This is a genomic window from Pandoraea sp. NPDC090278 (assembly GCF_044772185.1).
Taxonomy (GTDB): Bacteria; Pseudomonadota; Gammaproteobacteria; order Burkholderiales; family Burkholderiaceae; genus Pandoraea.
Window position 1 is genome coordinate 215,233 of record NZ_JBIVYJ010000002.1, and the last position, 12,425, is coordinate 227,657.

Below are 12,425 nucleotides of genomic sequence, written 5' to 3' on the forward strand. Positions count from 1 at the left end.
TTGCACCAACAAACCGTCAAAACTCTTCCCAGTCGCCCGGGGCGCTCGCCTTTGTATTCGAAGACGACCCCGTCGCGCCGTCGGGCTGTGTCTTGCCCTGGCGCGCCGCCAGTTGCAGCACCTGCGCATCTTCTTGTGCGTTGGCTGCCGGTGCGCTGGCCTGCGGACGGCGCGTAACCGTTCGCGTGGCAGCGCCGCCTGCGCTTGCGCGAGCAGACCCGGCAGAGGCGGTGTTCTTTTCGGCTGCCGATGCTGCCACCGGCTTTGAGGCCGCCTGGCGCACGGTCGGTGAGTCAGCGGCCTGGAGGGCATCGCCCACACGAAAGACGGACACGGCGTCGTGCAGACGATGCGCCTGATCTTCCAGCGAGCCCGCCGCTGCCGCCGCTTCTTCCACGAGTGCCGCGTTCTGCTGTGTGACTTCGTCCATCTGCGTCACGGCGCGGTTGACCTGTTCGATGCCGCTCGACTGCTCGGCCGATGCGGCCGAGATCTCGCCCATGATGTCGGTGACGCGCTGCACGGCCTGCACGATCTCGTCCATCGTGTGACCGGCTTGCGCCACGAGGGTCGAGCCGTTTTCCACGCGTCCCACCGAATCTTCGATGAGCACCTTGATTTCCTTCGCGGCGGCCGCGCTGCGCTGCGCCAGCGTGCGCACTTCGCCTGCGACCACAGCGAAGCCGCGTCCCTGCTCACCCGCGCGCGCCGCTTCCACTGCAGCGTTCAGCGCAAGGATGTTGGTCTGGAACGCAATGCCTTCGATCACGCTGATGATGTCGACGATCTTGTGCGAACTCGTCGAGATGCCCTGCATCGTGTCGACGACGTTGCCCACCACCTGACCGCCACGTGCAGCGATCTCCGAAGCGTTCACGGCCATCGCGCTCGCCTGACGGGCGTTGTCAGCGTTCTGCTTGACGGTGGCCGTCAGCTGTTCCATCGACGACGCCGTCCGCTCCAGCGACGCAGCCTGTTGTTCGGTGCGTGCCGACAGATCCGTATTACCCGCGGCGATTTCACGCGAGGCGATGTTGATCGATTGGATGCCTTCGCGCACATCGGAGACGATGGACAGCAGGCTGTTCTTCATCACCGACAGGCCGAACAGCAACTGGCTGATTTCGTCGCGGCCCATGCCTTCGGCTTTGCCGGTAAGGTCACCCGCCGCGATCTGCTTCGACATGCCGAGTGCGACGCGCAGCGGATGGTTGATCGCGCGACGCAGGATGGTGCCCAGCAGGAACAGCACGACAATGCCGCCCAGCACTGCGACGACCGTCGCCGCACGCACAATCGTGTGTTCTTTCTGCGACTGCTGATACAGATCGGTCGCCTGCATGAGTTCGAGGCGCGTCAGCACATTCAGCTCGTCGCGCATCGGCTCGTAGGCCGGCTTCACCTTTTCGAGGTACGTCTGTTGTGCACCTTCGGCCGAACCGACACGCAGCATCTCGACCGTCTGCAACAAACCGTCGGACGTAAAGCGCTGACGGATCACATCGAAGCGCTCGGCTTGCGCACGCGTGCTGTCGTCAACCGTCTTCATATACTCCGCCCACTGGCGGTTGATCTCATCGAGGCTGCCCGCGATTTCGTCACCGGCGCGCTTCATCGCGTCGAGATTCGGGCTGCCGACGGCTTCGGCGACCAGCAGCACGTCGCGGTCGAGCTTCTGGCCGATGACACCGAGCGTGCTCACCGGCACCATGCCGTTCCGGTACACCTTCAGCAGCTTGGCGTTGCTGCTCGAAACGCCCCAAAGACCCAAACCACCGACGATGGCGAGCAGGCTCGCGCCGAGCACGATGATGCAGGTCAGGCGTGCGCGTAACGTGTCGAGACGCACACGGCGCGCGAGCGCCGCAATACCACCGCGCTCGACCTGACCGCCGCGAATACGCAGATTGCCCGCCTGTCCGTTACGGAAGCGAGCGTAGATCGCTTCGGCCTGCGCTGTCGCGCCTGCGGCCGGACGCACCCGCACCGACGTATAGCCGACGACGGCGTTGTTTTCGAGCGTGGGTGTGACGGTGGCCAGCACCCAGTAGAAATCGCCGTTCTTGCGGCGGTTCTTGACCAGCCCGCTCCACGTGTCACCGCGTTTGATCGTCTGCCACAGATCGCCGAATGCCTCGGAGGGCATATCGGGATGGCGCACGATGTTGTGCGGCGCCCCCAGCAGTTCGTCACGCGAAAAGCCGCTCACCTCCACGAAGGCGGGATTGGCATACGTGATCCGCCCCTTGAGATCCGTCCGAGAGATCAGATACTGATGCTCGCCGATGACGAGTTCGTTCTGGGTAACGGGCTGGTTATCGCGCACGTGCTCGGTCTCCGTGGACTGGGTGATGTCTGAAGGGTGACGCGGCGGGGGCCTCGCCCCGCCTGCGGTAAGGGGACTTAGCTCCCCAAACGCTCGATGAGCGCCATGTCGTCGCTGGTCATCAGCTTTTCGATGTCCATCAGGATCAGCATGCGGCCTTCGACCGTGCCCAGACCCGTGATGTACTCGGTCGCCAGTTGCGCGCCGAACTCCGGTGCCGGCTTGATCTCGCCGCGTGCGAGCGTGAGCACGTCCGACACACCGTCGACGACCATGCCGACCACGCGGCCCGCCACGTTCAGAATGATCACGACCGTCTGCGTGTCGTACTCGACGCGGCCCAGACGGAACTTGATGCGCATGTCCACGATCGGCACGATGATGCCGCGCAGATTGATCACGCCCTTGATGAACTCGGGCGCGTTCGCGATACGGGTCACGGCGTCGTAGCCGCGAATTTCCTGCACCTTCAGAATGTCGATGCCGTATTCCTCTTCACCCAGCGTGAAGACGAGAAATTCCTGGCCGTCGCCATCGGTCTGCATGGCGCCTGCGTGGCGCGATACGGCCTGCTCTTGCGAAAGGTTGTCCATCTAACGCGTCTCCGACTTCAGTTGAAGATGGTGGCAGCGGCCGAGCGCTGGCCGCGCTGGAGCGCCGCCACATCGACGATCAACGCCACACTGCCGTCACCCATGATGGTGGCGGCGGAAATACCGTGAATACGGCGGTAATTGGTTTCGAGGTTCTTCACCACGACTTGCTGCTGACCGACCAGCTCGTCGACGAGGAGCGCGAAGCGGCGGCCTTCGGCCTGAAGGATCACGATGATGCCCTGCGTCGGATCGAGGCGCGCTTCGGGCACTTCGAACGTGCGGTACAGCTCGACGAGCGGCAGATACTCGCCGCGCACCAGCACGACCTGACCTTCGCCCGTCACCGCGCGGATATCGTCGCGACGCGGTTGCAGCGACTCCATCACGAAGTTCAGCGGCAGGATGAAGATCTCCGGGCCGACCTTGACGGACATGCCGTCGAGAATCGCCAGTGTGAGCGGCAGCACGATGCGGATCGTGGTGCCCTTGCCGCGCGTGGACAGAATCTCTACGTGGCCCCCCATCTGCTGGATGTTTCGCTTCACGACGTCCATACCCACGCCACGGCCCGACACGTCGGTCACGGCTTCGGCGGTGGAGAAGCCCGGCGCGAAGATCAGCTGCCAGACTTCCTCGTCCGCCATCGAATCGGACACGTTCATGCCTTGCTGCAACGCCTTGGCGAGAATCTTCTCGCGACGCAGACCTGCGCCGTCGTCGCTCACTTCGATGACGATGTTGCCGCCCTGATGCGCGGCCGACAGCACCAGTTGACCGACCGGGTCCTTGCCCGAGGCCAGACGCTGTTCCGTCGTTTCGATGCCGTGATCGAGACTGTTACGCACCAGGTGGGTGAGCGGATCGATGATGCGCTCGATCAGGCTCTTGTCGAGTTCGGTGGCCTGACCGAACGTCACGAGTTCGATCTGCTTGCCGAGCTTGGTCGCGAGGTCGCGCACCAGACGCGGGAAGCGCGAGAACACATAGTCCATCGGCATCATGCGGATGGACATCACCGCTTCTTGCAGATCGCGCGCGTTGCGCTCCAGTTGCCCCATGCCGTTGAACAGGCGGTCGTGGAGCATCGGGTCGAGGCTGCTGGCGGTCTGCGCGAGCATGGCCTGCGTAATCACCAGTTCGCCCACGAGGTTGATGAGCTGGTCGACCTTCTCCACGCCCACGCGAATCGAGCTGTTTTCGTGGCCAGCAGCGCCGCCAGCGGCCGGTGCTGCTGCGCGCTTCTCCGGCGGATGCTGAGCACCGCCGCCGCCCGAGGCGGCCTGGGGTGCTGCGGACGGCACGACGATCGGCTCGGCAGCGGCCGGCGGCACGACGGCTTGCGGCGCTGCCGGTGCGGCGGCAGCCGGGACTTCGATCGGTGCCGAAGCGGCCGGTGCCGGCGCGGGCGTCGGCTCGAAGATTTCGACGGTTTGCGCCGGAGCCACCGATGCTGCCGGTGCTGCGGCAGGGGCAGCGGGGGCAGCAGGCGCGGCGGGTGCAGCCGCGACAGCGGACGCATCCTGCACGTCGATCTGCGACGGTTCGATCACGAAGCAGCACACGGCGAGAATGTCGTCGGCGTCGCACGTCGTGTCGAGCCACAAGTGCAGCGCGTCCCCCACGGTGTTGCGTCCGGCGACTGCGCCGAGGTTACCCAGTTCTTCGGCGAGCAACGCCTGATCTTTTTCGCCCACACCGGAGAGCGTGACTTTCAGACGCTTCTGACCCGGCGGGATGTCGCTGGTCGGTGCGCCGCTGGCGTCGGCGGCCGGGGCGGCTTGGGCTGCCGGCGCCGCAGGTGCGGGTGCCGGTGCAGCCGCCGCCGGGGGCGGTGCGAAGGGCGACGTCGGCGCGGCGGAAACCGGCGCACCGTCGCCTTCGGCGGCGAGTTGCTGGAGCACGGCGCAGATGCGCTTCATGGCCTCGGCATCGGGTTCACTGGAGGCGCGGTAGGCATTCAACTGTTGATGCAACACGTCTTTGGTTTCCAGGAAGGTGTCGACCATCTCGGTGCGCAACTGCAATTCGCCGCGACGGGCGCGGTCGAGCAGGTTTTCCAGCAGGTGCGTGGTCTCGGTGAGCGCGGTGAAGCCGAACGTCGCGGCGCCGCCCTTGATCGAATGGGCGGCCCGGAAGATCGCGTTGAGTTGCTCGTTATCGGGCGCGCTTACGTCGAGCGCAAGCAGGAGGTGCTCCATCTCTGCGAGCAACTCTTCCGCTTCATCGAAAAAGGTCTGGTAGAACTGGGTGATATCCACCGGTTTCCTCGTCCTAACTTGGTTGTGCCATCGACGCCATCGACTTCATCGTCATGCGCCTTCGCCGACGAGCGATGCGACCACGTCGACCAGTGCTTCGGTGTCGACCGGCTTGATCAGCCAGCCGCTGGCGCCCGCTTCGCGGGCAGCCGTCTTGTATGCGCCGTCGACTTCCGTCGTCAGCACCAGAATCGGGGTCTCGGCAAACGCGTCGAGCTCGCGCAGCGCGCGAATGAGCGACAGACCGTCCATGCCGGGCATGTGCTGATCGGTCAGCACCAGATCGAAGACCGCGTTCGTGGCCAGCGTCAGCGCTTCCTGCCCGTCGCGGGCGGTCGTCACGGCGTAGCCCGCTTCATCGAGCGTGGCGGCCAGGATCTGACGCATCGACGCGGAATCGTCGACGGCGAGAATCGTGTTGCGAAGGGCCTGCATGCGTCTCCTCTTGTCGGTTATCGCGACGCGCCGGGCGCCGTCGGGGCCACCGGAGGTGCTGGCGGCGCGGGCAATCCCGGCACGGCCGGCCCAACCGACAGCTCACCGCTCATGGCGGCACTCACCGCGTTGCTGCCAGCGCCGCGTGCGTTCGCGGCGTCGATCGTCGGCTGATCCACCTCGTGCTTGACCGACTGCTCAGCGCGACGGTTGAGCACGATGATGCTGATGCGACGGTTGATCGGGTTGTAGGCGTCGTCGCGATCGAGCGGCACCGTCGACGCCAGACCCACCACGCGCAGCACCTTCTCACTGTCGAGACCGCCCGCGATCAGTTCGCGGCGCGAAGCGTTCGCGCGGTCCGCCGACAGTTCCCAGTTGCTGTAGCTCTTGTCACCTTGCGCGTACGCCGTGGCGTCGGTGTGACCGGACAGGCTGATGGCGTTCGGTACGCCGTTGAGCGATTTGCCGATTTCACGCAGGATGTCGCGCATGTACGGCTGCAGCTGCGCGCTCGCATTGGCGAACATCGGCCGGTTCTGATCGTCCACGATCTGGATGCGCAACCCCTCGGTCGTCACGTCGATCAGCAATTGCTTGCGGAACTGCTTGAGTGTGGGGTTACTTTCGATCGCTTTCTCGATGCGCGCTTTGAGATCGCGCAAACGTTGTGCATCTGCACGCTCGGCCATCTCGGCGGTAGTCGCCTGACGCGAGCGCGTCTGGTCGCCGCGCGACTTCTGACCGTCGGTGCGCGTGGTGTCGGTGCCGCCGCCAGGAATCACGCCGCTGTTGTCGGCGGCGTTACGTCCGCCTGTCAGCGCCACCTTGAGCGGCGTGCGGAAGTATTCCGCGATCCCCGTCAGTTCCTTGCTGCTTACCGAACTCAGCAACCACATCAGCAGGAAGAACGCCATCATGGCCGTCATGAAGTCGGCGTAAGCAATCTTCCAAGCACCGCCGTGGTGGCCGTGCCCGCCGGCTTTGCGGCGCTTGACGATAATGGGCCGCTCGTCTTTCTCGCTCATTTCTCGCGTCCGTCAACGTGCCTTGACCTGTCGCACGTGCTCTTCGAGCTCGGCGAACGACGGACGTACGGTGGAATAAAGCACCTTGCGGCCGAACTCGACCGACAGGGCCGGTGCGTAACCGTTCAGGCTGGCGAGCAGCGTGACCTTGATGCACTCGTAGAGCTTCACCGACTCGTTGATGCGGTGTTCGATGAGCTGCGCCAGCGGCGAGATAAAGCCGTAGGCGAGCAAAATGCCGAGGAAGGTCCCCACGAGGGCCTGTGCGATGAGGGCACCCAGCACGGCGGGCGGCTGGTCGGCCGAGGCCATGGTGTGCACCACGCCCATCACCGCTGCCACGATACCGAAGGCGGGCATAGCGTCACCCGTCTTTTGCAGACAGTGCGCGGGCACTTCGCCCTCGTGACGGTACGTTTCGATTTCGTGATCCATCAGGTTCTCGATCTCGAACGCGTTCATGTTGCCGCTGACCATCAGTCGCAGATAGTCGGTGAGGAATTCCATGATGCGCGGCTCGCCGAGAATGCGCGGGTACTGCGAGAACACCGGACTCGATGCCGGATCTTCGACGTCTCCCTCGATGGCAAGCATGCCGTCCTTACGCGCTTTGGCGAGCAGCACGTACAGGAGAGCCATCAGCTCCATGTACAGCTCTTTGGTGTATTTCGAGCCCTTGAACAGCATCGGCAGCGCTTTCATCGTCGCCTTGATCGCCTTGCTGTTGTTGCCCACCACGAACGAGCCGACGCCCGCGCCACCGATGATCAGCAGCTCGGTCGGCTGAAACAGCGCGCCCAAGTGGCCCCCGCCGATGACGAAGCCGCCAAAGACCGATGCCAGAACGATGATGTAACCAATGACGACAAGCACTGCCGGATACCTCTCGCAAAAATACGTCTACGGAAAATTGTCCTTCCTGTTCAGAGGGCTTAACGGCAGACACGCAGGGAAACTGTAGGGGCGGGATTACCTCGATACGCTCGGTGAGGAGAGCTCCGATCAGGCGGCTAATGGCGAAATCGCAGCATCCGGCTCACCCGACGCCACGGCGGGCGCGAGATCGGCAGCATGCGCGTGCTTCGCTTTCCGAGTCTTTCCGGCACGCGACGGCGGTGCGCACAGCCCGCAAACGTACTGGCCATGCGGCTCGTGTGCGTGCGTGACGAAGTGGCCGCCGCAGCGGGTGCACGGCGTCATCTGCAGCATCTTGCTGTCGAAGAAGCGAACGAGCGTCCACGCGCGCGTAAATCTGAGTACCGCTTCCCAACCGTGCAACTCCACATGCTCCAGGTACAGGCGGTAAGCCTTGACGATGGCTTCGATGCCCTGGCATCCGCCGTACTGCACGAGGTGGCGGTAGATGTTGTGGAAAAGCGACGAGTGGATGTTGGGCAGCCACGTCACGAACCAGTCGGTCGAGAACGGCAGCATGCCCTTGGGCGGCGAAGCGCCTTTGAGCTCTTTGTAGAGTTTGATGAGTCGATCGCGGCTCAGGCTCGTCTCCGCTTCCAGCAACTGGAGGCGGGCACCGAGTTCGATCAGTTCGATGGCCAGCTGGATTTCACGGGCCTCGAGGACGACGCTTTTGGTACGCATATACAGGCTTCCTGGCAAATCACGCCAAGCGCCGCCCCAATGACATCAGGCTGCGCGTGGCGTGCGTCGCGTATGTCGTACGCTCAGCCGATCTGCTCGACGGGCTGACCCGCGAGCAGAATCGAAGCGTGCGACTGCTGCATACCCACGTCTTTCGCACCGTGCGTGAGGCTCGAAAGAATCACGTGGTCGTCGAATCGAAATCGGCACAGAAGCTGGTTCGACCCCGCGAACTTAACGAGTTGAGCCAGTGTGAGACTGCCGAGCACGTCGGCGAGCTGGTCGCTGATGCCCAGGCGGAACATTGCCGCCGCGCGATCCTCACGGATCAGGCGCTGAGCCAGGACTAGGTAGGAGAGATTCAACTCACGAATCTCGTTCAGTGTTTCGCTGTTTCGCATGCGGCCCCCCGGCGCAATGGATGAATCTGGCGGTACTACTGTCTATTCCCTCGCATTGTGGACAAGGGCGAAAGATAAAGAAATCGGAGAAAAACTACAGAAAGGGGCGAGAAAAGCGGAAGTTTATTGTAGGAATTTTTCCTACATGAGCGGCGCTCAGGGATCCTACGACGCGCTCGGGGGGAACGTTCGATGACAGAGCGCAACGGCTTCATGAAAGTGTCACGAAGCTGCGCTCTACTACTTGACTGTATTTCGGCGGACTTTTGCCGAACTTTAGGCATCCTTGCAAAAAATTTCAGGGGGCTTAAGCAAGGGATGTCTGGATCGTACTTTGCCTATCGAGCGGGCGCTGGAACAGAGCAATTACACAGTGTTACAGATGTAGTGCCGCTCGCCGAATCCCAGGTTTGGAAGCATTGTTCTGATGCCGGTTCCCGCCGTTCGGCCGGAATCGCGAAGCGACATCTTACAAATCCTTCCTGTCGGTGCCGTCCCGATATTGTCGTTTCGACAGGCAATCTCAAACAGACGCCAGAATCCGGGCAGCGTTCCCGACGCCCCGGCTTGACGTTACGTTGAGCAAAACTGCGGGTTGCGTTTGGCGGGCTCGGGGGAGCTTATGCCCCACCTGCTGCGGGCGGCAGCGCGGGCCTCGCGCGACGGATCAGCACCGTGTGGAAGCCCCACGACAGCACGCCGCAAATCGCCATGACGGCCGCCATCGGCACGGCCGAGCGGGCATGCAGCAGGCCAACCGCAGCACCGGCGCTGGCGGCTGCGAGGAATTGCAGCGCGCCCAGCAAGGCCGACGCCGCCCCGGCACGCTGATGCTGCCGGTTGAGCGCCTCGGCAATGGCGTTCGGTTGCGAGAAACCGAGGCTCGTGACGAAGGCGAACAACGGCACCATCAACCCGATCAGCCCGCCAAGCTTGAGCGCCGCCACGGCGAGCATCAGCAAGCCGAGAATCGCGACCAGGTTGTTGGTACGGCGCAACACGTCGGCTGGACGCCGCGTGCGCAACAAATACGCGTTGATCTGCGAGCCACCGATGATCCCGCAAGCGTTCAGCCCGAACAGCCAGCCGTAATGGGCCGGATCGACACCGTACAGATTGATGAAGACGAACGGCGAGCCGGTGATGTACGCGAACATACCCGCCTGCGACACGCCACCCGCCAGCGCATTGCCCATGAACTCGCGATCGCGCAGCAATGCGCCGTAGTTGTGCCACGCCGTCGTGAGCCAGTTGCGCGCCTGCTTTGCGGCCTGACGCGTCTCCGGCAGCCAGTAAGCGGCCATGCCGAAGCACATCGCGCCGAAGACCGTCAGTCCCCAGAAGATCCAGCGCCAGCCCACGAACATCAGCACCTGACCGCCGATCAGCGGGGCGAGGATGGGTGCGGCACCCATGATGAGCGTCATGCGCGACAGCACACGCGCCACGGTCGCCGTATCGAACAGGTCGCGCGCCATCGCGCGGGCGATCACGAAGCAGGCACATCCACCGACCGCCTGAATGAAGCGGCTGACGATCAGCGTTTCGATGTTGGGGGCGAGCGCGCATCCGGCAGACGCGAGCGTGTAGAGCGCCAGTCCGGCATAGAGCGGACGCTTGCGTCCGTACCGGTCGGCGAGCGGGCCGTGCAGCAACTGGCCGAGGCCAAGCCCGATGAAGAACGATGCCAGGGAGAATTGCGCCGCTGCGTCCGTCGTGTTCAGCTCGCGCGCGATGCTCGGCAGCGCAGGCAGATACATGTCGATCGACAGCGAGCCGATGGCCGACAGAATGCCGAGGACGAAAACGGTACGGAATGTTTGGGAGGGCGCGGACGCCGTGGCAGCGGACATTGAGCGAGACCTAGGGTAATCCCGAATGATACGGCATTCGCCCCGACTTCGCTTAAAAATTGGGCAGAGGTATCGATCAATCGATCCCCTGCCCTGGCGTCGTTATTCGGCGACGATGCCGTCAGGCCGTCTTCGCTTCGTGCAGCCCCAGCGATTCGACCATCTTCTCGCGCATGATGAACTTCTGCACCTTGCCCGTCACCGTCATCGGCATTTCGTCGACAAAACGGATGTAACGCGGGATTTTGTAGTGCGCGATCTGATCTTTGCAAAAGGCGCGGATGTCGTCCTCCGTCGCGCTCTGCCCCGGTTTAAGGACGATCCAGGCGCAGACCTCCTCGCCGTACTTCGCGTCGGGCACACCGAACACCTGCACGGCTTGCACCTTCGGGTGACGGAACAGGAACTCCTCGATTTCGCGCGGGTAGATGTTTTCACCACCACGAATGAGCATGTCCTTCACGCGGCCGACGATGTTGCAGTAGCCGTCCTCGTCGAGCATCGCGAGGTCGCCCGTGTGCATCCAGCCGTCGCGAATCGCTTCACGCGTGCGTGGCTCATCGTCCCAGTAGCCCTGCATCACCGAGTAGCCCTTCGTGCACAGCTCGCCCTTCTCGCCGACCGGTACGATCTCACCGGCAGCGTCGACCAGCTTCACTTCGAGGTGCGGCTGCACGCGGCCGACCGTCGTCACGCGCTTATCCAGCGGGTCGGTCGTGGTGGTCTGGAACGACACCGGGCTCGTCTCGGTCATGCCGTAGGCGATCGTCACTTCGCTCATGTGCATCTGGTCGATCACGCGTTTCATCGTCTCGATAGGACATGGCGAGCCAGCCATGATGCCGGTGCGCAGCGAGTCGAAGTGATAGTTGCCGAAGTCCGGATGATCGAGCTGCGCGATGAACATCGTCGGCACGCCATGCAACGCGGTGCAGCTCTCTTCCGAGACGGCCGCCATCGTCGCCTTCGGATCGAACGCTTCGCCGGGGAAGACCATGGTCGCGCCCGTCGACACGCACGCGAGCACCGCCAGCACCATGCCGAAGCAGTGGTAGAACGGCACTGGAATGCACAGGCTGTCGTGCTCGGAGAAGCGCATCGCCATGGCGATGTAGCGGCCGTTGTTGACGATGTTGTGGTGCGTGAGCGTGGCACCCTTCGGGTTGCCGGTCGTGCCGCTCGTGAACTGGATGTTGATGGGGTCGAAGCAGTCGAGCGCGTCGGAGATCTTGCGCAGTGTGGCAAGGTCGGCGTCTGCGCCGAGCGTCACCACGTCGCTGAAGTTCATCATGCCGGGCGTGTGCTCCATGCCCATGCGGATGATGGTGCGCAGCGTCGGCAGTTTTTCCGACTGCAACTGGCCGGGAGTGCACGTGGCCAGCTCGGGGGCCAGCACGTTGAGCATGTCGAGATAGCGCGACGACTTGAACGACTCGGCCGCGACCAGCACCTTGCAACCGACCTTGTTGAGCGCGTATTCCAACTCGGCCAGCCGATAGGCGGGGTTGATGTTCACGAGAATCAGGCCCGCACGCGCGGTGGCGAACTGCGTGACCAGCCATTCGACGCGATTCGGCGACCAGATGCCTACCCGGTCGCCCTTCTTCAACCCGAGCGCGATGAGTCCTGCGGCAAAGGTGTCGACGTGCGCGATGAACTCACGCCAGGTCCAGTCCACACCCTGCTCGCGGAACACGACTGCCTGCCGCTCGGGAAACTTCGCCGCCGTCTCGGCAAGCAGTCCGAATACCGTCAACGTCGAAAGCGGTACGGTGGTCTCACCCTTCACATACGACAGTCCATTACGAGGTACAACGCCCGCACCTTCCCGGCTTTCCATGCTTTTGTCTCCTGAAGCAATGCTGAAGTGGTGAATGCTGTCGCGCGACGATGAACGGCTTCATATAACAATAGCGCGTCACGCTGGAT

10 protein-coding genes are annotated in these 12,425 nt (G+C 63.4%); all 10 read right to left on the reverse strand.

All coding sequences use genetic code 11. The features are described 5' to 3' along the window. Positions 1–16 precede the first annotated feature (16 nt). The 10 genes from ACIQWO_RS09405 to ACIQWO_RS09450 all read right to left on the reverse strand — a co-directional run bounded on the left by ACIQWO_RS09405 (position 17) and on the right by ACIQWO_RS09450 (position 12,336). Positions 17–2,326 carry a methyl-accepting chemotaxis protein gene (locus ACIQWO_RS09405; RefSeq protein WP_402822404.1) on the reverse strand — a complete coding sequence of 770 codons (2,310 nt, stop codon included), beginning with the start codon at positions 2,324–2,326 and terminating at the stop codon, positions 17–19. Positions 2,327–2,403: 77 nt separating this feature from the next. Then, entirely contained in the window at positions 2,404–2,919 is a 516-nt protein-coding gene (locus ACIQWO_RS09410) for a chemotaxis protein CheW (protein WP_039394078.1), read from the reverse strand. Positions 2,920–2,936: 17 nt separating this feature from the next. Beyond that, complete coding sequence (gene cheA / locus ACIQWO_RS09415) at positions 2,937–5,180, reverse strand: chemotaxis protein CheA (RefSeq protein WP_402822408.1); 2,244 nt, start codon at positions 5,178–5,180, stop codon at positions 2,937–2,939. A gap of 51 nt (positions 5,181–5,231) precedes the next feature. Beyond that, entirely contained in the window at positions 5,232–5,615 is a 384-nt protein-coding gene (locus tag ACIQWO_RS09420) for a response regulator (RefSeq protein ID WP_402822411.1), read from the reverse strand. A 17-nt stretch (positions 5,616–5,632) separates the two neighbouring features. Then, positions 5,633–6,643 carry a flagellar motor protein MotB gene (motB, locus tag ACIQWO_RS09425; protein WP_402822414.1) on the reverse strand — a complete coding sequence of 337 codons (1,011 nt, stop codon included), beginning with the start codon at positions 6,641–6,643 and terminating at the stop codon, positions 5,633–5,635. Positions 6,644–6,655: 12 nt separating this feature from the next. Next, a complete protein-coding gene (gene motA / locus ACIQWO_RS09430; RefSeq protein WP_023598342.1) occupies positions 6,656–7,516 on the reverse strand; it encodes a flagellar motor stator protein MotA in 861 nt (286 codons plus the stop codon). Between the two features lie 129 nt (positions 7,517–7,645). Beyond that, positions 7,646–8,242, reverse strand: coding sequence for a flagellar transcriptional regulator FlhC (flhC, locus tag ACIQWO_RS09435; protein ID WP_402822421.1), 597 nt, complete (start codon positions 8,240–8,242; stop codon positions 7,646–7,648). A gap of 83 nt (positions 8,243–8,325) precedes the next feature. After that, positions 8,326–8,643, reverse strand: coding sequence for a flagellar transcriptional regulator FlhD (gene flhD / locus ACIQWO_RS09440; protein ID WP_023598340.1), 318 nt, complete (start codon positions 8,641–8,643; stop codon positions 8,326–8,328). Positions 8,644–9,263: 620 nt separating this feature from the next. Next, positions 9,264–10,496, reverse strand: coding sequence for a Bcr/CflA family multidrug efflux MFS transporter (locus tag ACIQWO_RS09445; protein WP_402822424.1), 1,233 nt, complete (start codon positions 10,494–10,496; stop codon positions 9,264–9,266). 121 nt (positions 10,497–10,617) lie between these two features. Further along, positions 10,618–12,336: an AMP-binding protein gene (locus tag ACIQWO_RS09450; RefSeq protein WP_402822427.1), complete on the reverse strand. Its 1,719-nt coding sequence runs from the start codon at positions 12,334–12,336 to the stop codon at positions 10,618–10,620. Positions 12,337–12,425: the final 89 nt, after the last annotated feature.